The sequence below is a fragment of the Streptomyces tropicalis genome (genome assembly GCF_029269835.1).
Taxonomy (GTDB): domain Bacteria; phylum Actinomycetota; class Actinomycetes; order Streptomycetales; family Streptomycetaceae; genus Streptomyces; species Streptomyces tropicalis.
Map to the genome: position 1 here is coordinate 91367 of NZ_JARJBB010000001.1, position 23365 is coordinate 114731.

Sequence of the window (23365 nt, forward strand, 5' to 3'; positions counted from 1 at the left end):
TGACCACCCTCGGTGGTCACCCCCTCCGCGATGCACGGGGGACGGCCGGCGGGCTAGTGGCCCTGCTCGTCCCGGCGGCGCTGCCACCGCTGCTCGATCCGGTCCATCACCGAGCGCTTCGGAGGCGGCTGCCGACGGGCCTGCGGACCGCGGACGGCCTGCTCGCCCGGCTTGGGGGCCTTGCGCCAGCCCGTCACGGCCAGCACGGCACAGCCCAGCATCACGAGGAAGCCGACGACGCTGACCCAGATGAGCTGGGCGACCACTCCTGCCATGAGGAGCGCGACACCTGCGAGGAAGCCCGCGACCGCCTGGTAGACCCGCCGTCGGGTGTACGTACGCAGCCCGCTTCCCTCGAGCGCCGACGCGAACTTGGGATCTTCGGCGTACAGCGCTCGCTCCATCTGCTCGAGCATGCGCTGCTCGTGCTCCGAGAGCGGCACGGAGTCCTCCTCATCGTGCAGTCGCCGGGGCGACCCGGGGGGTCCCTTCAGGATAGGCAGGGAATCGCCCCCGTGAAACCCGCCCCTCTGCGCCAACTGACCAAACCGGATTCCGCCGTGGCCGACCCGGCTCGCTGAGGCTTCCATTCCCCGGCGTCCGGCCCGTCATGCCGGGCGGTCTTCTCCGATCATACGGCGCACGGCCCGCAAGCGGGGGGCCGCTCAGGCCTCCTCGGCACCGCGCGTCTCGCCGAGGACGTGGAGCTGGGTCGCCACGGAGTGGAACGCGGGGAGCTCGGCCGCCGCCGCCTCCAGCTTCAGCAGGGCGTCGAGGGAACCGGGTTCGGTGTCCACCAGCACCCCGGGGACGAGGTCGGCGAAGACCCGTACGCCGTGCACCGCGCCGACCCGCAGGCCCGCGCCCTCGACGAGCGCGGTGAGCTGCTCGGCGGTGAAGCGGCGGGGCACCGGGTCGCCCGCGCCCCAGCGTCCGGCGGGGTCCTGGAGGGCCGTGCGGGCCTCGGTGAAGTGGCCCGCCAGGGCACGCGCCAGCACGGCGCCGCCGAGCCCCGCGGCGAGCAGGCTGAGCACACCGCCGGGACGGAGTGCGGCGACCGCGTTGCCGAGGCCCTCGGCGGGGTCGTCGACGTACTCCAGCACGCCGTGGCACAGGACGACGTCGTGGCCGCCGCGCTCGACCACCTCGAACAGGCCGTGGGCATCGCCCTGGACGCCGCGCACCCGGTCGGCCACGCCGGCCTCGGCGGCCCGGCGCTCCAGCGCGAAGAGCGCGTTGGGGCTGGGGTCGACGACGGTGACGCGGTGGCCGAGGCGGGCCAGGGGCACCGCGAAGTTGCCGCTGCCGCCGCCGGTGTCGAGGACGTCCAGCGACTCACGGCCCGTGGCCTTGACCCGGCGGTCCAGGGCGTCCTGGAGGACCTCCCAGACCACGGCGGTACGGAGAGAAGCGCGGGGGCGCATCGGGTCCGACACGGCAGTTGACTCCTCGGCGCGGCACCGCCTCTGGCACGGCGGAGCGATCGGTCGGCCCTCCCGCCCCGGGATCCGGGAGGGGGAAGGCGTCAGGCGTCCTCCACCCTATTGCCTCCGCGGCCCGACCTGCCCCTGACCCGTGCCGGGACGCCCCGGCACGGGCCCGGCGGCCTCCGTCCGGCCGCGGCCCGGGACCCGCTCAGCCCGCGTCGGGCAGGTCGTGTCGGCCGCGTCCGCCGCCCGGCGGCTCCGCGTCCCGGCGGGGCTGCGGGAGCACCGGCTGGGGCACGAGCATCCGCTCGACGAGCCGGAGGAACACGGCCGCGTCGCGTATGAGGTCGTCGGCGTCCCGGTGGCCGGCCGCGTCGCGGATGCCGGCCTCGGCGCGGGCACGGCGCTGGGCGCCCGCGGCGAACAGGGCGCTCCACTCGGACAGTTCGGGTGCTGTCTCGGGGAGCACCTCCCAGACGCTGCGGATGCGGGCGCGGCGCCTGGGCGTGGTCTCGGGGCGGCCTCGGGCGGCGAGCACCGCGGCGGCGGTGCGCAGGGCGGCGAGGTGGGCGGTGGCATACCGCTCGTTCGGGGTGGGGAGGACGGCGGCCTCGTCGAGTCCGGCGCGGGCCTGGGCGAGCAGGTCGAGGGCGGCGGGCGGGGCCGAGGCGCGGCGCAGTACGGGGTGCACGTCGCTCGCCGGGCCGGTCAGTGAGGGGGCAGGGCCGGCGGCGGCGCGCCGACGGGCGGCGGCTGCGGGCGAGTTGGCCATGACGAACCTCCTGTCGTCTGGATACGGCACAGGTGCCGTATGTGCCCCATCGTGCGGTATGGCACTGACAATCCGTTCCGACCTGCGCTTTTGCTTCGCTCGTAGGTTCGGGGTAGTTTTTGCACTGACCAGTCAGTTCAAAAATTGCAGGGGGAGGGGGAGCCGTGGACGGCTCGCAGGACAACCCTCGGGACACGGCGCACGGCCTCGGGATCACGGCCCGCGACTTCGGTCTGCGGGGGCCCCGCGGCCATGCGTTCCGCGGTGTCCGGCTGGACGCGGAGCCCGGCGCGCTCATCGCGGTCGCGGGCCCGTCCGGGTCCGGCCGCACGTGCCTGCTGCTCGCGCTCACCGGGCGGATGAAGCCCACCGAGGGAGTGGCCGAGGTCGGCGGTTTCGCGCCGCCCCGGCAGATGGCCGCGCTGCGCCGCGTCAGCGCCCTCGCCAACGTCGCCGGCGTCACCGACCTCGACCAGGCCCTGACCGTCGGGGAGCACCTGCGCGAACGGGCGCTGCTGCAGCGCAGGTTCGGCGACTCCGTGCGGGGGCTGCTGCGGCCGCGCACCGAGCGGCGGGCGGAGGCGAAGCTGCTCGTCGACACCGCGCTGGCGTCCGCCGGGCTCGACCCGGAGACCCTGCCCAAGGGGCTGCGCACCGCCGTCCGGGACCTGGAGCGGCCGGAGGCGCTGCGCCTGTCCGTCGCGCTCGCGCTCATGGCGCGACCGCGGCTGCTCGCCGTGGACGACGCGGACTTCAAGCTCTCGGACGACGAGCGGGCCGCCGTCTGGGACCTGTTGCGCACGCTGGCGGCCTCCGGGACGACGGTGGTCGCGGCGTGCAGCGAGGCGCCTGCGGACGCGGTCCGGGTGTCCACGGCACCGGCCGCGGACGCCGGCGCCGGGAACGCCGGTGGCACCACGGGCGAGGAGAACGCCGAGGACGCGGCCGGGGAACGGGCCGCCGGCGGGGCGGGCGGCGCCGGGGCGGACCGGCCGCCGGCGGACACCGCGGCATCCGGCGGCGCGCCGCGCACGGGCACCGCCGACGACGACGAGGGGAAGGGGGCGGCCGATGCGCTCGCCGAAACTGGCCGCGCTTGAGCTGAGGCGCTTCGGGCGGGGGAAGCTACCGCGGGCGGCCCTGGTGGCACTGCTGGTGCTGCCGCTGCTCTACGGCGCGCTGTACCTGTGGTCCTTCTGGGACCCGTACGGCCGCCTGGACCGCATCCCGGTGGCGCTGGTGAACGACGACCGGGGCGCGACCGCCGGCGGCCACCGGCTGCGGGCCGGCGACGACCTGACCGAAGGGCTCGTCAAGAGCGACGTCTTCGACTGGCACCGGGTGGACGCCGACGAGGCCCGCCGGGGCGTCGAGGACGGCACGTACTACCTGTCGCTCACCATGCCCGCCGACTTCAGCCGGCGGATCGCCTCCAGCGCCGGCGACTCCCCGGAGACCAGCGCGCTCCAGGTCCGCACGAACGACGCGAACAACTACATCGTCGGGCAGATCTCCAAGACCGTCTTCAACGAGGTCCGCTCGGCGGCCTCCACCAAGGCGTCGCGGTCCTTCTTCGACCGGATCTTCATCTCGTTCTCCGACATCCACGGCCGGACGGTGGAGGCAGCGCACGGCGCCGACCGGCTCAAGGGCGGCATCGGCAAGGCGGAGAAGGGCTCCAAGGACCTCGCCGACGGTCTGGCCGAGGCCCGCAAGGGCAGCGGCAAGCTGTCGGGCGGCCTGCGCAGGCTCACCACCGGCGCGGGCGACCTGGAGGACGGCTCGCGGCGGGTCGCCGACGGCACGCAGGCACTCGCCGACAAGGTCAACGGGGTCGACGGCGCGGTGGGCCCGTACGTCCGGGACAACGAGAAGACCATCGGCGACACCGCCCGGCTGGTCGCCGACTCCGCCAGGACGGTCCGCGACAACCTCGCCACGCTGGTGAAGCACGCGCCGGGTGCGGCCAGGGGTGCGCACGCGGTCTCCGCCGCCCTGGACGACATCTACGCCCGGCGCTGCGAGAAGGCCCTGCTGCCGGACCCGGCCTGCCCCGACCTGAAGAAGGCGAAGCAGTCCGCGGCCGACGTCGCCGCCATCGCCGACGACCTCAACACGCTGATCGCGGACCAGCACGGCGACCTGAAGACGCTCGACTCCGACCTCGGCACCCTGCAGAGGCAGGCGGAGGCACTGTCGGCCCGTGCGCCCCACCTCTCCGAGGACCTCACCGACGCCGTCAGGAAGATCAACAAGCTGAACCAGGGCGCCGGGAAGGTCGCCGCGGGTGCGAAGCAGCTGCACGCGGGCCTGGGCACGGCCAAGTCCGGCGCGGCCGACCTCGACACCGGCGTCGGCCGGCTCAAGACGGGCGCCGACGACCTGAACGGCGGCATGTTCAAGCTGGCCGACGGCTCCGGGAAGCTGGCCGGCGGCCTGCACGACGGCGCCCGCCAGGTCCCCGACTACGGCAAGAAGGACCGCGACCGGCGCACCGACGTCATGGCCGACCCGGTCCAGCTGGCCGCCCACGACATGCACCACGCGCCGAACTACGGCACCGGGTTCGCCCCGTACTTCATCCCGCTGTCGCTGTGGGTGGGGGCCATGGTGGCGTACATGCTGATCGCGCCGATGAACCGGCGTGCGCTGGCCGCGGGCGCCGCAGCCGGTCGGATCGCGCTGGCGGGCTGGCTGCCGGTGGTGGCGATCGGGGTGCTCCAGACCTCGGCGCTGATGGCGGTGCTGCACTGGGCGATCGGCCTGCAGATGGTGCGGGCGGCCGGCACGGTCGGCTTCCTGTTCCTGGTGGCGGCGTGCTTCGCGGCGATCGTGCAGTGGCTGAACGCGCGCTTCGGCGCGGCGGGCCGGATCCTGGTGCTGGCGCTGCTGATGCTCCAGCTGACCTCGGCGGGCGGCACCTACCCGGTGCAGACCAGCCCCGGCTTCTTCAGCGCGATCCACCCCTTCCTGCCGATGAGCTACATCGTCGCGGCGCTCCGCAGGCTGATCACCGGCGGCGGCCTCGGCCCGGTCTGGACGGCCTGCGCGGTGCTCGCCGCCTTCACCGCGGGCGCGCTGGCGCTGACCGCCCTGTCGGCCCGGCGCCGCCAGGTGTGGACGCTGGACCGGCTGCACCCGGAGCTGACGCTGTGACCTCCGCCGCCGCGGCGGCGCGGCCCGGCGGGGACTCCGTGTCCGCCGGGCCGACCGTTCCTGTGAGAATCGGGACCATGGAACGCAGCAGCGCCACGCCGGGCGGCCGCACCCGCCGCGAGGCCACCCGGCAGAAGCTCTACGAGGCAGCCGTCACGCTCATCGCCGAACAGGGCTTCTCGGCCACCACGGTGGACGAGATCGCGGAGCGGGCGGGGGTCGCCAAGGGCACGGTCTACTACAACTTCGCGAGCAAGTCGGTCCTCTTCGAGGAGCTGCTGCGGCACGGCGTGGGACTGCTCACCGCCTCCCTGCGCGAGGCCGCCGAGGAGACGGCGCTCCGGGGCGGGAACAAGGTGGACGCCCTGGACGCGATGGTCCGCGCGGGGCTGGTCTTCATCGACCGCTACCCGGCCTTCACCCAGCTGTACGTGGCCGAGCTGTGGCGCACCAACCGGGCCTGGCAGTCCACGCTGATGGTGGTCCGCCAGGAGGCGGTCGCGGTCGTCGAGGGCGTGCTGCGGGAGGGCGTGGAGGGCGGCGAGTTCAGCGACGAGATCGACATCCAGCTGACCGCCGCCGCCCTGGTCGGGATGGTGCTGGTGGCCGCGCTGGACTGGAAGTCCTTCCAGCCGGAACGCTCCCTGGACGACGTGCACGCGGCGCTGTCCCGGCTGCTCCAGGGACGGGTGAGCGGCGCCCGCTGACCGGGCGGGCACCCGCGCCGGAGTCCGCGGGCTCAAGGAGGAGGGGCGCCGGTGTTCCCCCGTGCGGTCGTCCCCCCGGGTCACCCCCGTGTCCCGCTCCCGCCGACGGGGGCCGGCGGAAGGAGCGGCCGAGGGCCCGGCCGTTCCGCCGCCCCGTGCCGGCGGTTCCGGCCGTGTGCCCCGTCCCGTGGCTCCACTCTTCCGTCCGCGCGGCCCCGGCCCCATCCGCGCGGGTACTCATCCCGGCGAATGAGTACGCGTACTCAGCCCCGTGCTCCGACCCCGGGCAGCCGTCCCACCCACGGGCCGCGTGCCGCGGTCCGACCGTCGAACCCGCTGGTCACCGCCCCGGCGCGGGTGCGGCGTACGACGGCGGATAAAGTCCCCGGCATGGCACGGATTGCGGTGATCGGCGCCGGGACGGGCGCGATGGCGGCGGCCGCCCGGCTGGCCGTGGCGGGCCACCGGGTGACGGTGTACGAGCGCACACGGACGTACGGCGGGGCGGTGGGCCGCGTCGAGCGGGACGGCTTCTCCTTCGACACCGGGCCGGGGCTGCTGCCGCTGCCCGCCGTCTTCCGGGACCTGTTCGTCAAGACCGGCCGGGAACCGCTGGAGGAGTGCGTCGACCTCGTCCAGGTCGACCCGTCCTCCCGGCACGTCTTCGCGGACGGCACCGGGGCGGTGCTGCCGAACGCGTCCCGCGCGGGAGCCGTCGCGGCCCTGGACGAGGCGCTCGGCGCCGGTGCCGGGCAGCGCTGGGGCGACTTCCTGGTGCGTGCCCGCGAGGCCTGGGACCGGACCCGGCGGCCGCTGCTGGAGGAGCCGCTGTGGCCCGACTGGCAGGTGCTGGGCGAGCGTGAGCCGTATCCGTCGGTCCCGCACAAGCGCCTGCTGCGCACCCGCCGGGCCGCCACGCTCGCCGAGATCGGCGCCTGGGAGCTCCGGGACCCGCGGCTGGCCGCGCTGCTGGAGAGCCACGCGCTCGCGTACGGCCTGGACCCGCGCACCGCCCCGGCGAGCACCGCGGTCCTGCCGTACATGGAGTACGCCTTCGGCACCTGGTACGTCCGCGGCGGCCTGCGCGAGCTGGCGCGGGCCCTGTACGAGCGGTGCACGGCACGCCGGGTGGAGTTCGTGTTCGGCGCCGAGGCCGTGGGGATCCTGGAGGCGGACGGCCGGGCGGCCGGGGTGGAGTTCGCCGACGGCACGACCGCGGAGGCGGACGTCGTGGTGGCGGGGATCGCGCCCGGTGCGCTCGCCCGGGCCGCGCGGGGCACCGCGCCGCGGGACACGGACGGGGTCGCCCCGCAGCCGGCGTCGGCCAGCCGGCTGACGGTGCTGATGGCGCTGCGCGGTGCGCGTCCGGCGGGGACGGCGCACCGGACCGTGGTGCACACGGCCGATCGCGAGGGCGAGCTGGACGCGCTGTTCGGGCCGGCCGGAGCGCTGCCCGCGGACCCGACGGTGACGGTGCTGCGCCCGGACGACGCGGCTCTCGTGCCGGACCCGGGCCACGAGGCGGTCACCGTGACGGCCACCGTGCCGGCGCCGCCCGCGGGCCGGGAGCGGCCCGGGGGCACCGGCCTCGACGCACACGCCGACCGCCTGATCACCGCCGCCGAACGGGCCGTCCCGCAACTGCGCGACCGGCTGTTGTGGCACGAGGTCCGCACCCCGGCCGACGTGGCGGAGGCGACCGGCGCGGACGGCGGCGCCGTGCCCGCGCCCGCGTTCGCGGCGGCCGGAGGCCGGCTGCTGCACCCGGGGAACACCACCCGGCTGCCCGGCCTGTACACCGTGGGCGGCTGGTCGCACCCCGGCGGCGGACTGCCGCACGCCGGCATGTCGGGGGCGCTGGTCGCCGGTCTGATCGTGGAGGGCCCGGAGTTCCGCGGCTCCCGGTGAGCGCGCCGGGCCGCTCACCGTCCGGGCGGCTCCGCGGCCCGGTCCCGGGCCGGGCGGAGACGGTTCAGAAGCGGTACTGCTCGTCGAACCCGTGGCCGTGCGGTTGGTTCTGCCCGGTGCCGTGCCCCTGCCCCTGGCCGTCGCCCTGGTACGGGTAGGGCTGCTCCGGCGGGAGGTCGCCGCCGTAGGTCTCGTCGCTGCGCTGCTGCGGGACCCACGCCCCGCCGGTCGGGGTCTGTCCGCCGTACCCGCCGTCGCCGTAACCGTCCTGGCCGTACCCCTGCTGGCCGTAGCCCTGCTGGTCGCCGTACCCGGTGTCGTAGGAGCCGCCGCCGTAGGTCGGGGTGCCGATGTACGGGTCGGAGTACGCGGCGTACTGCTGCTGGCCGGTCGCGTCGTAGCCGTAGCCCTGCTGGCCGTAGCCGGAGTAGTCGTACGCGTAGGCCTGATCGGCGCCCTGGGCGGTGGCGTACTGGTCGTGGGGGTGGCCCGCGGCGGCGTAGGCCGAGTCCGTGCCCGCCGCCGGGTGGCCGGGGGCGGAGTCGCCGTATATGCCGTAGGAGCCGGTGTCGTCGGGCATCGGCTGCGGCTCGTAGACCGCGGTGGTCTCCGCGGCCGCGGGAGGGCGGGCCGGGCTGAAGACGTCGTCGGCGTCGTGCTCGTCGGGCTCGGTGTGGGCGAGGCGGTCGGGGCCCGGGAAGTGGTCGTCCTCGTGGCCTTCGGCGGCCGGGAGGCCGGCGTCCTCGAAGTCGGCGTCGTCCTCCTCGCCGCGGCGGCTCTTGCCGGCCCCCGCCGCGCCCGGCCGGTTGACCGCCCAGCCCGAGGCGAAGCCCCGGCGGAAGGACAGCGTGACGTAGGTCTGGCCCACCGCGAACGCGGCCGCGCCCAGACCGATGACGACGACCGACGGGATCAGCACGCCGAGAACGACGCCGAGGAAGCCGCCGAAGGCCAGCAGCCGCCAGCGCAGCCGCGCCTTGTACTGCAGCAGCACCTCACCCAGCAGCCACAGCGCGACGATGCCGAACGCGATGTAGAGGACCGTCCAGCCCATGTACGCCCCTCTCCCAGTGGCCGCTCGCAGTGTGTCCCATCGCGGTGCGGCCGGTCTAGGCCCGCGGGGGATGGTGCAGGCCCAGGTTCTCGTAGATTTCCAGGGTCGCCGTGGAGTTGTTGAGCGTGATGAAGTGCAGACCCGGCACTCCCTCGGCCAGCAGCCGTGCGCAGAACTCGGTGGCGAACTCGATCCCGATCGAGCGTACAGCCGCCGGATCGTCTTTCGCTGTGAGGATCCGCTCTTTCAGCGCCGCGGGCAGGGAGGCGTTGCTGAGCTGGGGCAGCCGCTCCAGCATCCTGACGCTGGTGACGGGCATGACTTCCGGGATCACCGGCGTCTCGCAGCCGGCCGCGGCGACCCGGTCCCGCAGACGCAGGTAGGACTCCGGCTGGAAGAACATCTGTGTGATGGCGTAGTCCGCCCCGGCCCGGCACTTGTCGACGAAGTGCGCGACGTCGGTGTCCCAGTCCCGGGAGCGCGGGTGCATCTCGGGGAAGGCGGCCACGCCCACACAGAAGTCGCCCGACTCCTTGATGAGCCGGACCAGTTCGGCCGCGAAGGTCAGGCCCCGCGGGTGCGGCACCCAGTCGGCCATGGGGTCGCCGGGCGGGTCGCCGCGCACGGCCAGCATGTTGCGGATCCCCGCGTCGGCGTACTGGCCGATGATGTTGCGCAGTTCGGCGATGGAGTGGTTGACCGCGGTGAGGTGGGCGACCGGGGTGAGCGTGGTGTCGGCGGCGATCTGCTCGGTGGCCCGCACGGTGCCCGCGCGGGTGGATCCGCCGGCGCCGTACGTCACGGAGACGAAGTCGGGGGCGACCGCCTCGACCCTCCGGAGCGCGTTCCACAGGTTGCGCTCGCCCTTCTCCGTCTTCGGGGCCCAGAACTCGAACGAGTAGGTCGCCTTGCCTGCGGCGAGGATGTCGCGCACGGTGCGGGCGCGGTCCGTCCGGGTCGATGCGGTTCCGAGGGCCATACCCGCAGGTTATCCAGGGGACGCCGGACCCCCAACCGCAACCGGGAAATTTGCCCGAATCGTCGGCCTCTTGTCCACTCCTCGGACAACCGGGGCCGGATCGGCCGCTTCCGTCCGCCGTGGGGCGGGGCGGACGCGTGACGGTCCGCCCCCTCCGCAGTCCGGGGAACGCGCGGGTGGGCGCCGGTGCCGGACCGGTCTCAGGCCGCCGCGCGCAGGCGAGCGGCGAACTCCGCCGCCGCCGCGCCCGGGTCGTCCGCCTCGGTGATCGCCCGGACGACGACCACGCGGCGCGCTCCGGCGTCCAGTACCTCGTCGAGGTTGCCCAGGTCGATGCCGCCGATGGCGAACCAGGGGCGGTCGGTGCCGAGGGCGGCGGTGCGGCGGACCAGGTCCAGGCCGGGGGCGTGGCGGCCGGGCTTGGTGGGCGTGGGCCAGCAGGGGCCCGTGCAGAAGTAGTCGGCACCGTCCTGGACGGCGGCGGCCCCGGCCTCGGCCTCGGCGTGCGTGGAGCGGCCGATCAGGACGTCGGGGCCGACGATCGCGCGGGCCGCGGGCACCGGGAGGTCACCCTGTCCCAGGTGGAGGACGTCGGCGCGGGCCGCGTGGGCGACGTCGGCCCGGTCGTTGACCGCGAGCAGCCTGCCGTGGCGGGCGCAGGCGTCGGCGAAGACCTCCAGGTGGTGCAGCTCCTCGGCCGCCTCCATGCCCTTGTCGCGCAGCTGCACGATGTCGACCCCGGCCGCCAGGACCGCGTCCAGAAACTCGGGGAGGTCGCCCTGGCGGGTGCGCGCGTCCGTGCACAGGTAGAGCAGGGCGCCGGCCAGCCGGCCGCGGGCGGTGGAGGCGGTGTCGGGCATGGGTGGGTCCCCCCGGGTGTCGCTGCGGTGTGTCGGTGGCGTACGGGCCGTGCTCCGCCGTGGCCGCGGCCCGGTGGGTCACGGCCCGTACGCCGGACGGTCGGTGGCGCCGGTCAGACGGCGAGCGCCTGGGCGCGGCGCTTCACCTCCGTGCCGCGATTCTCGCTCAGCGCCTGCGCAGGGGTGCCGGGCAGGGTCGGGTCGGGGGTGAAGAGCCACTCCAGCATGTCTTCCACCGTGAAGCCGTCGTCCCGCAGGAGGGTCAGGGTCCCGGACAGGCCCTTGACCACCTTGTCCCCGTCGATGAAGGCGGCGGGGACGTGCAGCGCGCGGTTCTCACCACGGCGCACGGCGATGAGCTGGCCGTCCTTGACCAGCTGCCGCACACGCGTCACCTCGACGCCGAGCTGTTCGGCGATGTCGGGGAGGGTGAGCCAGGCGGGGACGAGAGCATCGATCTTTGCGTCAATCTCGGTCACGGGATCAAGCGTGCCATCTGGGACCGACAGTCGGAAGTCAGACCCCTCCCGCGAGGCGGACTCGCCACGTCCGCCCGAGCGCCGGGCCGCCCGCCCCGGTCCCCCGGTCGCCCGCCCCGGGCCGCGGGTCCGGGCCGGTCGCCGGACCGGATCCGGGCCGGTCACGGGCTCCCGGATCGAGGCCGGTGGGGCTCCGGGTCCGGGCCCGCCGCCAGGGCCGGGCTGGTCCGGTCCGGTCGCGGGCCGCGGGCGGTCTCGGGCGGTCGGGGCTACGCCGACGCCGGCGCGTCCCCCGGCGCCGTGGCCGCCTTCAGCGGACGGGCCGGGTCGGCGAGCAGCGCGGCGTCCATCGGTGTGCCCGCCTCGATCAGGCGGCGGCCCTGCGCGAGGTCGCGGGGCCGGCCCACGGCCAGCAGGGCGACCAGGCGCCCCTCGCGCAGCCAGCACACCGACCAGGCGGGCCCGTCGGGGTCGCCGCGCCGGACGGCGGTGTCGGCGCCCTCGTGGTCGCCCGCGTACTGGACGAAGCGGCCGAACTGCTCGGACCAGAAGTACGGGACCGGGTCGTAGACCGCGGAGGTCTCCCCGACCACGTTCGCCGCGACGGTGCGCGGGCCCTGGAGCGCGTTGTCCCAGTGGTGGACGAGCAGACGCCGTCCGTAGCGCGCGGACGGGAAGGAGGCGCAGTCGCCGACCGCGTAGACGTCCGCGGCCGAGGTGCGCAGGTGGTCGTCGGCCAGGACCTCGCCCTGGTCGCCGAGCGCGAGGCCGGAGGCGGTCAGCCAGGACGTGGCCGGGCGGGCGCCGATGCCGACGACGACGGCGTCCGCGGGCAGCCGGGTGCCGTCGTCGAGCACGACCGCGCCGGGCTCGACGCGGTCCACACGCGCGTGCGTCCTCAGCTCGGCGCCCGCGTCCGCGTACCAGCCGGCCATCGGGGCGGCCACGCCGGCGGGCAGGGCCCCGGCGAGCGGGCGGTCCGCGGCCTCCACGACGGTGACCGTGCAGCCCGCCTCACGGGCGGCCGTGGCGAACTCGGCGCCGATCCAGCCGGCGCCGACGACCACGATGTCGTGCTGGCGGGCGAGCACCGGCCGCAGCCGCTCGGCGTCGTCCAGGGTGCGCAGCAGGTGGACGCCGGGCACGCCCTCGGCGCCCGGCAGCCGCAGCGGCTCCGCGCCGGTGGCCAGCACCAGGACGTCGTAGGGCACCGGGCCGGCGGAGGTGTCGAGGACGTGCGCGTCCAGGCGCACACCCAGCGCCTCGCGGCCCAGCTGCAGTTCGATGCCGAGGGCCTCGAAGTCGACGTCGAAGGCGGAGTCCTCGGCCTTGCCGAGCAGCACGGCCTTGGACAGCGGGGGCCGGTCGTAGGGCTGATGGGGTTCGGCGCCGATCAGGGTGACGGTGCCGGTGAAGCCCTGCTCGCGCAGGGCGACCGCGGTCTGCACGCCGGCCATGCCCGCTCCGGCGACGACCACGCGCCGCGGCTGCGCCGTGCCGTTTTCCTGCGTCTGCTCGCTCACCCGACCACCATAGACACCTGACGAACCGTCAGTCAGGGGGTGTGCGCCGTGACCTGCTGCACACCGCCGGTCCGCGAGCCCCTCCCGGCCCCCTCCCCGCCCGCTTCCGGCCCTCGCCCGGCCCTCTCCGGAGCCCGCGCGGGCGCGTCCGGCGGGCGTGGCACGGCGCGAGGCTCCCTTACTGCGGCACAGGCCCAAGGGCTAGGGTGGCCCCCGTACACGCACTCGCGGGAGCCCGGACGCACCGGGCTGAGAGGGAGGCTGGCGGCCTCCGACCGTACGAACCTGATCCGGGTCATGCCGGCGAAGGGAGGGGCTGGACGCCCATGTCGTCTTCCCGTACGTCAGACGTCCTCGTCGTCGGGGGCGGGATCATCGGGCTGGTGACGGCCTGGCGCGCTGCGCAACGCGGGCTCGCCACCGCCGTGGTGGACCCGGAGCCGGGCGGCGGCGCCGCACAGGTGGCGGCGGGCATGCTCGCCGCGGTCACGGAGCTGCACTACGGCGAGGAGACCCTGCTCGCCCTGAACCTGGCCTCGGCCCGCCGCTATCCGGACTTCGCGGCCGAGCTGACCGAGCTGACCGGGCACGACCCCGGCTACCGCCGGTGCGGCACGCTCGCCGTGGCCCTGGACGCCGACGACCGGGCCCATCTGCGCGAACTGCACGCGCTGCAGCGCCGGTCGGGGCTGGAGTCCGAGTGGCTGACGGGGCGGGAGTGCCGTCGGCTGGAGCCGCTGCTCGCGCCGGGCGTGCGCGGGGGCCTGCGCGTGGACGGCGACCACCAGGTCGATCCGCGGCGGCTGGCGGCCGCGCTGGTGGCCGCGTGCGAGCGGACCGGGGTGGTCCTGCACCGGTCGTGGGCCGAGCGGCTGACCGTGGTCCGGGACCGGGCCGCGGGCTGCGTGCTGGCCGACGGCACCGCACTGTCCGCGGACCGCGTGGTGCTGGCGGCGGGCAGCCTCAGCGGCCGTCTCGCCGGCGTCCCCGACGCTGTGCTGCCGCCGGTGCGCCCGGTGAAGGGGCAGGTGCTGCGGCTGACCGTGCCGAAGCGGTACGCGCCCTTCCTGAGCCGGACCGTGCGGGCCGTGGTCCGCGGCAGCCACGTCTACCTGGTGCCGCGGCGCAACGGCGAGCTGGTCGTCGGGGCGACCACGGAGGAATTGGGCTTCGACACCGCGGTGACCGCGGGCGGGATGTACGCGCTGCTCCGGGACGCGCACGAACTGGTGCCCGGGATCACCGAACTGCCGCTCACCGAGACCCGGGCCGGGCTGCGCCCCGGCTCCCCCGACAACGCGCCGCTGCTCGGCCCGACCGCGCTGGACGGGCTGCTGCTGGCCACCGGGCACTACCGCAACGGCGTGCTGCTCACCCCGGTCACCGGGGACGCGATGGCCCACGTCCTGACCACCGGGGAGCTGCCCGAGGAGGCCCGTCCCTTCACCCCGCGGCGCTTCGGCGCCGCCGCCCGCGAGGAGCAGCCCGTATGAACATCTCACTGAACGGGGAGTTCCGGGAGGTCGCTCCCGGCACCCCCCTCGACACGGTGGTGCGGCTGCTGACGTCCGCGCCCTCCGGGGTGGCCGCGGCCCTGAACGAGACCGTCGTCCCGCGCACCCGCTGGTCCGCCACCGCCCTGTCCGAGGGCGACCGGGTCGAGGTGCTGACCGCAGTCCAGGGAGGCTGACCCATGGCCGACGACCCCTTCGTCCTCGGCGGCACGCCCTACGCGTCCCGGCTGATCATGGGCACGGGCGGCGCCCCCAGCCTGGAGGTGCTGCGGCGGGCGCTCACCGCCTCGGGAACGGAGCTGACCACGGTCGCGATGCGGCGGGTGGACCCCTCCGTGCACGGCTCGGTGCTGTCCGTGCTGGAGGAGCTGGGCATCCGGGTGCTGCCGAACACCGCGGGCTGCTTCACCGCCGGGGAGGCGGTGCTGACGGCGCGGCTGGCGCGGGAGGCGCTGGGCACCGACCTGGTCAAGCTGGAGGTCATCGCCGACGAGCGGACGCTGCTGCCGGACCCGATCGAGCTGCTGGAGGCCGCGGAGACGCTGGTCGACGACGGCTTCACGGTGCTGCCGTACACCAACGACGACCCGGTGCTCGCCCGCCGGCTGGAGGACGTGGGCTGCGCCGCGATCATGCCGCTGGGCTCGCCGATCGGGTCGGGGCTCGGCATCCGCAACCCGCACAACTTCCAGCTGATCGTGGAGCACGCGCGCGTGCCGGTGATCCTGGACGCGGGCGCCGGCACCGCCTCGGACGTGGCGCTCGCCATGGAGCTGGGCTGCGACGGGGTGATGCTGGCCTCGGCGGTGACGCGCGCGCAGGAGCCGGCGCGGATGGCGGAGGCGATGCGGCACGCGGTGGAGGCGGGACGGCTGGCCCGGCTGGCGGGGCGGATCCCGCGCCGGTTCCACGCGGAGGCGTCGTCCCCCACGGCGGGCACGGCCCGCCTGGACCCGGAGCGGCCCGCGTTCTAGCGGCCCGCGTTCTGGTGGCCCGCGTTCTGGCGGCCCGCGTTCTGGCGGCGGCCGACGCGCTCCCACCCGCCTCCGGGGGCGCCCGCCGACGGCCGCGCACCCGGTGCGGGCCCGGCGTGGGGCGGATCACGGTCCCGGGCCGCGCGCCCGGTCCGCCCGCGGCCCGAGCAGGGGTTCGTCCCCCCTGGCGGGCCCGTGCGGGGCGGTCGTGGGCGCGTGGGAAGCGTCACAGGTCCGCTGCAGTACCGCCCCGGTCCCCGCCGCGGGCCGCGGGGTGTCGGTGTCGGCTCGTAGACTCACCTGCGTGGATACGACCCTTCAGGACCCGTTGGTCGGGCAGGTGCTCGACGGCCGATACCGCGTCGACGCGCGGATCGCGGTCGGTGGGATGGCCACGGTCTACCGGGCCCTGGACACCCGCCTGGACCGCGTCCTCGCGCTGAAGGTGATGCACCCGTCGCTCGCCGCCGACGGATCCTTCGTCGAGCGCTTCATCCGGGAGGCCAAGTCGGTCGCCCGGCTGGCCCACCCGAATGTCGTGCAGGTGTTCGACCAGGGCACCGACGGGTCGTACGTGTACCTGGCCATGGAGTACGTCGCCGGATGCACCCTGCGCGACGTGCTGCGCGAGCGCGGGGCGCTGGCGCCGCGCGCCGCTCTGGACATCCTGGAGCCGGTCCTCGCCGCACTCGGCGCCGCCCACCGGGCCGGCTTCGTGCACCGCGACATGAAGCCGGAGAACGTGCTGATAGGCGACGACGGCCGGGTCAAGGTCGCCGACTTCGGCCTGGTGCGCTCCGTGGACACGGTCACGAGCACCACCGGCAGCATCCTCGGCACCGTCTCCTACCTCGCGCCGGAGCAGATCGAGAGCGGCACCGCCGACCCCCGGGTCGACGTGTACGCGTGCGGGGTCGTCCTCTACGAGATGCTCACCGGCGGCAAGCCGCACCGGGGCGAGAGCCCCGCGCAGGTCCTCTACCAGCACCTGCACGAGGACGTGCCGGCTCCGTCGGCCGCCGTGCCGGGCCTGCCCGCCGCGCTGGACGAGCTGGTCGCGGCGGCCGCCGCGCGCACACCCGGCGCCCGCCCGCAGGACGCCGTCGCGCTGCTCGCGCTGCTGCGCGGCGCCCGGGCGGCTCTCGGCGCGGAGCAGCTGGACCGGGTGCCGCCGCAGGCCCTCTCCGCCGAGCACAGCAACGCCGGGGACCGCACCAGCGTGATACCCCGCTCACTGACCGTGCCGCGCCCGCTGCCGGTCGACGGCGACGACCCGCAGGCCGCCCTGCACCGCACCAGCAGGCTGGAGTCCGCCGGGGTCACCTCGGCGGACGCCCCGGCCCCGCGGCGCCGGCCCCGGCGCGCCCTGGTCACGGTGATCGCCGCCGTGCTGCTGGTCCTCGGGACCGGCGCGGGCGTCTGGTACATCAACTCCGGCCAGTTCACCAAGGTGCCGCCGCTGCTGGCGAAGTCCGAGGCGCAGGCCAGGCAGCGCCTGTCGGCGGCCGGCCTGGACGTCCGTCAGGTCCGGCACGCCTACAGCGACACCGTCGCGCGCGGCACCGTCATCAGCACCGACCCGACCCCCGGCGCCCGCATCCGCAGCAACGACGCCGTGACGCTGACCGTGTCCGACGGGCCCGAGACCGTGCGGGTGCCCGACGTGCGGGGCGAGCGGCTGGAGGCGGCACGGGCCCGCCTGCGCAAGCAGGGGCTGGAGCCGGGGATGGTCACCCGCCGGTTCAGCGACAGCGTCCAGCGCGGCTCGGTGATCGGCACCGACCCGGCGGCGGGCACCGACCGGCGGGCCGGTTCCGCCATCGCGCTCACCGTCAGCAAGGGCGCCCCGGTCGACGTGCCCGACGTCACCGGGGAGAGCCTGGACGAGGCGCGCTCCGACCTGACGGACGCGGGCCTGAAGGTGCGCGTCGCCCCCGGGCAGGTCACCTCCGAGTTCGACCGCGGGCAGGTGGCCCGGCAGACACCGGCCGGCGCCGCCCCGGCCGCGACGGGCGACACCGTCACCCTGACCCTGTCCAAGGGCCCCGAGACGGTCCAGGTCCCGGACGTCACCGGGGACAGCGTCGACGACGCGAAGAAGGCCCTCCAGGACGCCGGCTTCAAGGTCGAGGAGGACCGGGGCTTCCTCGGGCTGTTCGGCGACACCGTCAAGCGCCAGTCGGTCGAGGGCGGGCAGCGGGCACCGAAGGGCTCGACGATCACGATCACCATCCGCTGAGCCGCGGGCGGGCCGGAGTCGTCCGCGACCCGCGCGCGGGCCGGTCCCGCGGCCGGATCCGATGACCGGATCCGGCCGCGCGCATGACACCCTGGGCAGGTGAGCAGCCAGCCCTCCCGCACCGCCCCCGGCCCCCTCCGCAACCCGGTCGGCGGACACGTCCCCGTCGCGGGCGGACTCCACACGGTGGGCCTGTCCTACGCCCGTGAGCTGGAGGCCGAGACCGTGCAGGTCTTCGTCGCCAATCCGCGCGGCTGGGCCACCCCGGCGGGGAACCCGCGGCAGGACGAGGCATTTCGCGCCGCGTGTGCGGAGGAGTCCCTCCCGGCGTACGTGCACGCCCCGTATCTGATCAACTTCGGTTCGCACACCGAGGCGACCGTGGAGCGGTCGGTGGAGTCGCTGCGGCACTCGCTGCGGCGCGGCCGGGAGATCGGCGCCCGGGGCGTGGTCGTGCACACCGGCAGCGCGACCGGCGGGCGGCACCGGTCGGTGGCGCTGAAGCAGGTGCGGGAGCACCTGCTGCCGCTGCTCGACGAGCTGACCCACGACGACGACCCGTACCTGCTGCTGGAGTCGACCGCGGGCCAGGGCTCCTCGCTGTGCTCGCGCACCTGGGACTTCGGGCCCTACTTCGAGGCGCTGGACGCCCACCCGATGCTGGGGGTCTGCCTGGACACCTGCCACATCTTCGCGGCCGGCCACGACCTGACGGGCCCGGACGGGATGCACAGCACCCTGGACCTGCTGGTGGATACGGTCGGCCCGGGCCGGCTGAAGCTGATCCACGCCAACGACTCCAAGGACGTCGCCGGCGCGCACAAGGACCGGCACGAGAACATCGGGGCCGGCCACATCGGCGAGGACCCCTTCCGCGCCCTGATGACGCATCCCGCCACCGAGGGCGTGCCGCTGGTCATCGAGACGCCCGGGGGCCGCGAGGGGCACGCGGCGGACGTGGCGCGGCTGAAGCGGCTCAGGGACGGCTGAGCGCCCGCGCCCGCCCGGGGCGCGCGCCGGTCACAGCTCGGGGCCGTCGCCCGGCTCCTCCTGGTAGGAGTAGCGCTGCTCCTTCCAGGGGTCGCCGACGTTGTGGTAGCCGCGCTCCTCCCAGAAGCCGCGGCGGTCGGCGGTCATGTACTCCACGCCCCGGACCCACTTCGGGCCCTTCCAGGCGTACAGGTGGGGCACCACGAGGCGGAGCGGGAAGCCGTGTTCCGCGGTGAGCAGTTCGCCGTCCTTGTGGGTGGCGAACAGGGTGCGCTCGGAGGCGAAGTCCGCCAGCCGCAGATTGGAGCTGAACCCGTACTCCGCCCACACCATCACATGGGTGACCTGGGGGGCGGGCGGTGCGATCTCGAGGATCGCGCGGGCGGGGATGCCACCCCACTCGGCCCCGAGCATGCTGTACTTCGTGACGCAGTGCAGGTCCGCCAGCACGGTGGTGTACGGCTGGGACGTGAACTCCTCGTGCGTCCAGCAGTGCTTCCCGCCGTCGGCGGTGGCGCCGAAGACCCGGAACTCCCAGCGCTCGGGGCGGAACTTGGGCACCGGCCCGTAGTGGGTGACCGGCCATCCGCGCTGCAGTCGCTGGCCCGGCGGGAGCTCCGGCTGCGCCGCTGATCCAGACGCGTCCCCTGATCCGCGCTCCACCGGTCGACCCATGGCTCCATCCTGACAGACCGAAGGGGGTGCACCCGACCCGCCTCGAATCGATTCCGGGCAACTCGTACTAAGTGTGTACTTACTGGACGGCCCTTGATGCCGGTGCGATCATGCGGGCCAGTCTGTCCAGATCCGTCCGGAAGGAGCCCCTTCGATGCAGGGCGACCCCGAGGTCATCGAACTGCTCAACGAGCAGCTCACCGCCGAGCTCACCGCGATCAACCAGTACTTCCTGCACGCGAAGCTGCAGGACCACAAGGGGTGGACGAAGCTCGCCGCCTACACCCGCGCCGAGTCCTTCGACGAGATGCGGCACGCGGAGATCCTGACGGACCGCATCCTGCTCCTCGACGGCCTGCCCAACTACCAGCGGCTCTTCCACGTCCAGGTCGGGCAGACGCCGGTCGAGATGTTCCGGGCGGACCGGCAGATCGAGGTCGAGGCGATCGACCGGCTGCGCCGCGGGGTCGAGGTGATGCGCGCCAAGGGGGACGTCACGTCCGCCAACATCTTCGAGGCGATCCTCGCCGACGAGGAGCACCACATCGACTACCTGGACACCCAGCTCGAACTGCTCGACAAGCTGGGCGAGGCGCTCTACCTGGCCACGGTGATCGAGCAGAGCCAGCCGGACGCCTCGGGACCCGGCACCGGCTCGATGTAGCCGGCCCGAGCGCGCCTCAGGCGGCGTCGCCCAGAGGGACCTTCCCCGCCGCGGAGGCCGGCCGGCCGAACGACGAGAGGGCCGGGGCGGCCGCCGGAGCGCTCCGGCCGTCCTGTTCCCGGGGCGGGATGGCGCCCCGCCCGAGCAGCGCCTGGATGCGGCGCACGCAGCCGCCGCAGTCCGTGCCGGCCTTGCAGGCGGAGGCGATCTGGCGAGGGGTGCACGCACCGCGCTCGGCGTGCTGCTGCACCTGCTGCTCGGTGATCCCGAAGCAACTGCAGACGTACACGCGGCTCACCTCCCGCCGGGGTCGTGGTGGGTGCCGTACCGGGGACCGGGTGGTCCGATCCGGTGAGGCAAACCTAACCTTACCCGGCTTGCCCGGACCGCGACAGGGGCGGGGGCGCGGACCCTGTGTGATCCGCGCCCCTTTTCAGCTGTCCGCGCCGGACGGGCGGCTCACTGGTCGCGGTACATCTCGGCGACGAGGAAGGCCAGGTCCAGCGACTGGCTGCGGTTCAGCCGCGGGTCGCAGGCCGTCTCGTAGCGCTGGTGCAGGTCGTCGACGAAGATCTCGTCGCCGCCGCCCACGCACTCGGTGACGTCGTCGCCGGTCAGCTCCACGTGGATGCCGCCGGGGTGGGTGCCGAGCGCCTTGTGCACCTCGAAGAAGCCCTTGACCTCGTCGAGCACGTCGTCGAAGCGGCGGGTCTTGTGCCCGGAGGCCGCCTCGAAGGTGTTGCCGTGCATCGGGTCGGTCACCCAGGCCACCGCCGCACCGGACGCCGTGACCTTCTCCACCAGCTCCGGGAGCCGGTCGCGGATCTTGTCGGCGCCCATGCGGACGATGAAGGTCAGCCGGCCCGGCTCGCGCTCCGGGTCCAGGCGCTCGACGTAGGTGAGCGCCTCCTCCGGCGTCGTCGTCGGGCCCAGCTTGATGCCGATCGGGTTGCGGATCCTCGAGGCGAACTCGATGTGCGCGCCGTCCAGCTGCCGGGTGCGCTCGCCGATCCACACCATGTGCCCGGAGACGTCGTACAGCTGCCCGGTGCGCGAGTCGACGCGGGTGAGCGCGGACTCGTAGTCGAGCAGCAGCGCCTCGTGGGAGGAGAAGAACTCGACGGTCTTGAACTCCTCCGGGTCGGTGCCGCAGGCCCGCATGAAGTTCAGCGCGTTGTCGATCTCGCGGGCGAGCTGCTCGTAGCGCTGGCCCGACGGGGAGGACTTCACGAAGTCCTGGTTCCAGGCGTGCACCTGGCGCAGGTCGGCGTAGCCGCCGGTGGTGAAGGCCCGCACCAGGTTCAGCGTCGAGGCGGAGGCGTGGTACATCCGCTTCAGGCGCTCGGGGTCCGGGACCCGCGACTCCTCGGTGAAGTCGAAGCCGTTGACCGAGTCGCCGCGGTAGGTCGGCAGGGTCACGCCGTCGCGGGTCTCGGTGGGCTTGGAGCGCGGCTTGGAGTACTGGCCGGCGATGCGGCCGACCTTCACGACCGGCACCGAGGCGGCGTACGTCAGCACGGCGCCCATCTGGAGCAGGGTCTTGAGCTTGTTGCGGATCTGGTCGGCGGACACCGCGTCGAAGGCCTCGGCGCAGTCGCCGCCCTGGAGGAGGAACGCCTCTCCCCTGGCGACGGCCGCCATCCGGGCGCGCAGCTGGTCGCACTCGCCCGCGAAGACGAGCGGCGGATACGACTCGAGGTCCGCGATCACTGCGCGCAGAGCCTCGGTGTCGGGGTACTCGGGCTGCTGCGCCGCGGGCAGGTTTCGCCAGGTGTTGCCAGCGCTCGCGCTGGGCTTAGCGTTCACGGTCACCTCGTAAACCTTACGTGGTCGCCGGACCGTCCCCCTCATCCGCCCATCAAATGAGACAGACCGTACTCGATGGCGGACGGGGGAATTCCGGATCCGGTCGCGCCGGTACCCCGGTGCCCCGGTCCGGGGTCAGGAGGTGCCGGTCCCCACGTCCAGCTGGTCCCGGTCGATGTTGATCGTCGCTCCGCCGTAGGACTCGGTGCGGTTCCCGGCGTACTGGTGGACGCGCTGGTGGGCGCGCCACAGGGCGGCCGGGAGGACCGCGTCCTCGGTGCTGTCGTCGTCGTTCCAGCGCGCGAAGTGGATGACGTCGGGCAGCGTGGCCGTCCTCGCGTTCGCCACCAGGTCCGAGACCAGCGAGGAGGCGCTGCCGTACGCGCCGGAGCGGTAGCCCAGCTCGTGCAGGCGCGCGGTCCAGGCGCCCAGGTAGCCGAGCACCCGGGCGGTGACGGAGGCGCCGGGGGTGTACTGCTCCAGGTCGTTGTAGATCACCGTGCCCTTGCCCAGGCCCAGCGCGGCGGCCTGGGCGGCCGCGTCCTCGGCGGCGTCCCTGCCCTGCGGCGCCGGGTCGGTGATGGCGGCGCAGCCGTCCGAGCAGCTGCCCGCTCCGGACGACGGCTGCGGGCCGACGTAGAGCGGGAAGAAGCGCCAGCCGGCCGCGAACTGCGTCAGCACCCACTGCGCGGTGAGCCTCGCCTGCGCGCAGGCCCGGTTGACGCCCCCGATGTAGATGCCGACGGCACCGTAGGGGGAGCCGGACTTCCAGGCGCCCATGGACGCCTGGCCCGGGGCGGTGCAGGCGTCGAAACCGCGGCCCCGGTGGGTGGTCGCCACGGCGGGGAGGGTGAGCGAGGCCGGCGTCGCGGCCGGCTGCTCGGTGCGGGCGGCGGCGACCGGCAGGCCGGCGCTGCTCAGCACCTGGCGGACGGCCTCGCGGTCGTCGCCGTAGGGGGCCGTGACGGCGATGCCGTCGCCGGTCGCGCGGTAGACGCGGGCGGCCCGGTTCTCGGTCACCGAGCTCTTCGTGCCGGTGGCGGCCGGCTGCGCCCACAGGGACTCGGTGCGGCCCACGATCCGGGCCGGGCAGTCCTGCTGGTCGCCGGGGGTGCCCAGGTAGACGGCGTGCCGGTCGAAGCGGACACAGGCGGACGGGTTCTCGTCGAGGTCCACGACCTGCCAGTCGGCGGGGACGGTGAAGGTGTGGCCGCGGTACTCGACGGTCTTCGTGCCGCCGGACGCGGCGCGGGCACTGCCGGACACGCCCGTGCCGAGGGCCGCGCACGCGGCCAGCGCGGTGAGGGCGGAGAGGGCGCGGCGGGAGGTGCGGGCGGCGGCCCGTGTCGGGCGCGGTGCGGGCATGGGGTACTCCTCGGTCGGGCGCGGCGCGCTGCGGGATGCCGGGGGCGCGGGTCGGCGCGGGTGACGGTCGCCCTCCTTCCACCCGGGCCGGGCGCCGGAAACCGACTGTGGTGCGTCCGGGCGAGGGCCGGCCGGGGTGGGTCGTGGGATAGGGTGCGGGCATGATCGCGCACCCGACCCGTATCCAGAACTGGTGGTGGACCGCTTCTCCGGCGGCCCGCTGACTGCGCGTATCCCACACTTCGCGAAGGCCGCCCGAGGGGCGGCCTTCGG

General features: G+C 74.8%; 23 protein-coding genes and 1 riboswitch. Of the genes, 11 read left to right on the plus strand and 12 right to left on the minus strand.

All coding sequences use genetic code 11. The features are described 5' to 3' along the window. Nucleotides 1-53 precede the first annotated feature (53 nt). The 3 genes from P3H78_RS00400 to P3H78_RS00410 form a co-directional block, all read right to left on the minus strand. Nucleotides 54-443, minus strand: a complete 390-nt coding sequence (locus P3H78_RS00400; protein WP_276106663.1) for an SCO2097 family morphological protein — start codon at nucleotides 441-443, stop codon at nucleotides 54-56. 222 nt (nucleotides 444-665) lie between these two features. Then, entirely contained in the window at nucleotides 666-1436 is a 771-nt protein-coding gene (locus tag P3H78_RS00405) for a methyltransferase (RefSeq protein ID WP_276106664.1), read from the minus strand. Nucleotides 1437-1635: 199 nt separating this feature from the next. Further along, complete coding sequence (locus tag P3H78_RS00410) at nucleotides 1636-2199, minus strand: SAV_6107 family HEPN domain-containing protein (protein WP_276106665.1); 564 nt, start codon at nucleotides 2197-2199, stop codon at nucleotides 1636-1638. Nucleotides 2200-2363: 164 nt separating this feature from the next. Here P3H78_RS00410 and P3H78_RS00415 point away from each other — a divergent pair, with 164 nt between their 5' ends. The 4 genes from P3H78_RS00415 (at nucleotide 2364) to P3H78_RS00430 (ending at nucleotide 7970) form a co-directional block, all read left to right on the plus strand. Beyond that, nucleotides 2364-3299, plus strand: coding sequence for an ATP-binding cassette domain-containing protein (locus P3H78_RS00415; RefSeq protein WP_276106666.1), 936 nt, complete (start codon nucleotides 2364-2366; stop codon nucleotides 3297-3299). After that, nucleotides 3271-5355 (plus strand): YhgE/Pip family protein, encoded by a 2085-nt coding sequence (locus P3H78_RS00420; protein ID WP_276106667.1) that lies wholly within the window; start codon nucleotides 3271-3273, stop codon nucleotides 5353-5355. Before P3H78_RS00415 ends, P3H78_RS00420 begins: the two co-directional genes overlap by 29 nt. 77 nt (nucleotides 5356-5432) lie before the next feature. After that, nucleotides 5433-6062 (plus strand): TetR/AcrR family transcriptional regulator, encoded by a 630-nt coding sequence (locus P3H78_RS00425; protein ID WP_276106668.1) that lies wholly within the window; start codon nucleotides 5433-5435, stop codon nucleotides 6060-6062. 390 nt (nucleotides 6063-6452) lie between these two features. Then, entirely contained in the window at nucleotides 6453-7970 is a 1518-nt protein-coding gene (locus P3H78_RS00430; RefSeq protein WP_276106669.1) for a phytoene desaturase family protein, read from the plus strand. A 64-nt stretch (nucleotides 7971-8034) separates the two neighbouring features. On the opposite strand, the gene P3H78_RS00435 is transcribed toward P3H78_RS00430, so the two are convergent. The 5 genes from P3H78_RS00435 to P3H78_RS00455 all read right to left on the minus strand — a co-directional run bounded on the left by P3H78_RS00435 (nucleotide 8035) and on the right by P3H78_RS00455 (nucleotide 12865). Next, the gene (locus P3H78_RS00435; RefSeq protein ID WP_276106670.1) at nucleotides 8035-9024 is read right to left on the minus strand and encodes an SCO2102 family sporulation regulator; all 990 of its coding nucleotides are present in this window, start codon (nucleotides 9022-9024) and stop codon (nucleotides 8035-8037) included. A 55-nt stretch (nucleotides 9025-9079) separates the two neighbouring features. Beyond that, nucleotides 9080-10003 carry a methylenetetrahydrofolate reductase [NAD(P)H] gene (gene metF / locus P3H78_RS00440; RefSeq protein ID WP_276106671.1) on the minus strand — a complete coding sequence of 308 codons (924 nt, stop codon included), beginning with the start codon at nucleotides 10001-10003 and terminating at the stop codon, nucleotides 9080-9082. Nucleotides 10004-10203: 200 nt separating this feature from the next. Next, on the minus strand, nucleotides 10204-10863 hold the full coding sequence (thiE, locus tag P3H78_RS00445; protein ID WP_276106672.1) for a thiamine phosphate synthase: 660 nt from the start codon (nucleotides 10861-10863) through the stop codon (nucleotides 10204-10206). A gap of 113 nt (nucleotides 10864-10976) precedes the next feature. Then, nucleotides 10977-11342: an Rv2175c family DNA-binding protein gene (locus P3H78_RS00450; RefSeq protein ID WP_276106673.1), complete on the minus strand. Its 366-nt coding sequence runs from the start codon at nucleotides 11340-11342 to the stop codon at nucleotides 10977-10979. Nucleotides 11343-11611: 269 nt separating this feature from the next. Beyond that, a complete protein-coding gene (locus P3H78_RS00455; RefSeq protein ID WP_276106674.1) occupies nucleotides 11612-12865 on the minus strand; it encodes an NAD(P)/FAD-dependent oxidoreductase in 1254 nt (417 codons plus the stop codon). A gap of 217 nt (nucleotides 12866-13082) precedes the next feature. Beyond that, nucleotides 13083-13194: riboswitch (TPP riboswitch) on the plus strand. Here P3H78_RS00455 and thiO point away from each other — a divergent pair. The 5 genes from thiO (at nucleotide 13192) to P3H78_RS00480 (ending at nucleotide 18582) form a co-directional block, all read left to right on the plus strand. Further along, nucleotides 13192-14358: a glycine oxidase ThiO gene (gene thiO, locus P3H78_RS00460; RefSeq protein WP_276106675.1), complete on the plus strand. Its 1167-nt coding sequence runs from the start codon at nucleotides 13192-13194 to the stop codon at nucleotides 14356-14358. It overlaps the preceding riboswitch by 3 nt. Further along, entirely contained in the window at nucleotides 14355-14555 is a 201-nt protein-coding gene (gene thiS / locus P3H78_RS00465; protein ID WP_276106676.1) for a sulfur carrier protein ThiS, read from the plus strand. Before thiO ends, thiS begins: the two co-directional genes overlap by 4 nt. Nucleotides 14556-14558: 3 nt before the next feature. Further along, nucleotides 14559-15353 (plus strand): thiazole synthase, encoded by a 795-nt coding sequence (locus tag P3H78_RS00470; protein ID WP_276106678.1) that lies wholly within the window; start codon nucleotides 14559-14561, stop codon nucleotides 15351-15353. A 304-nt stretch (nucleotides 15354-15657) separates the two neighbouring features. Continuing rightward, nucleotides 15658-17592, plus strand: a complete 1935-nt coding sequence (gene pknB, locus P3H78_RS00475; RefSeq protein ID WP_276106679.1) for a Stk1 family PASTA domain-containing Ser/Thr kinase — start codon at nucleotides 15658-15660, stop codon at nucleotides 17590-17592. Between the two features lie 99 nt (nucleotides 17593-17691). Beyond that, nucleotides 17692-18582 carry a deoxyribonuclease IV gene (locus P3H78_RS00480; RefSeq protein ID WP_276106680.1) on the plus strand — a complete coding sequence of 297 codons (891 nt, stop codon included), beginning with the start codon at nucleotides 17692-17694 and terminating at the stop codon, nucleotides 18580-18582. 30 nt (nucleotides 18583-18612) lie between these two features. On the opposite strand, the gene P3H78_RS00485 is transcribed toward P3H78_RS00480, so the two are convergent. After that, nucleotides 18613-19257, minus strand: coding sequence for a sulfite oxidase-like oxidoreductase (locus tag P3H78_RS00485; protein WP_276106681.1), 645 nt, complete (start codon nucleotides 19255-19257; stop codon nucleotides 18613-18615). 154 nt (nucleotides 19258-19411) lie between these two features. Between P3H78_RS00485 and bfr the strand changes: the two genes are divergently transcribed. After that, nucleotides 19412-19921, plus strand: coding sequence for a bacterioferritin (bfr, locus tag P3H78_RS00490; protein ID WP_276106682.1), 510 nt, complete (start codon nucleotides 19412-19414; stop codon nucleotides 19919-19921). Nucleotides 19922-19937: 16 nt separating this feature from the next. Here the strand turns inward: bfr and P3H78_RS00495 are convergent, their stop codons facing one another. The 3 genes from P3H78_RS00495 to P3H78_RS00505 form a co-directional block, all read right to left on the minus strand. Beyond that, the gene (locus tag P3H78_RS00495) at nucleotides 19938-20210 is read right to left on the minus strand and encodes a (2Fe-2S)-binding protein (RefSeq protein ID WP_276106683.1); all 273 of its coding nucleotides are present in this window, start codon (nucleotides 20208-20210) and stop codon (nucleotides 19938-19940) included. Between the two features lie 170 nt (nucleotides 20211-20380). Then, nucleotides 20381-21733: a class II 3-deoxy-7-phosphoheptulonate synthase gene (locus P3H78_RS00500; protein ID WP_276106684.1), complete on the minus strand. Its 1353-nt coding sequence runs from the start codon at nucleotides 21731-21733 to the stop codon at nucleotides 20381-20383. 129 nt (nucleotides 21734-21862) lie between these two features. Next, nucleotides 21863-23092 carry a glycoside hydrolase domain-containing protein gene (locus tag P3H78_RS00505; RefSeq protein WP_276106685.1) on the minus strand — a complete coding sequence of 410 codons (1230 nt, stop codon included), beginning with the start codon at nucleotides 23090-23092 and terminating at the stop codon, nucleotides 21863-21865. 161 nt (nucleotides 23093-23253) lie between these two features. Here P3H78_RS00505 and P3H78_RS33650 point away from each other — a divergent pair, with 161 nt between their 5' ends. Next, on the plus strand, nucleotides 23254-23316 hold the full coding sequence (locus P3H78_RS33650; protein WP_498073040.1) for a trp operon leader peptide: 63 nt from the start codon (nucleotides 23254-23256) through the stop codon (nucleotides 23314-23316). The last annotated feature ends 49 nt before the right edge of the window (nucleotides 23317-23365 follow it).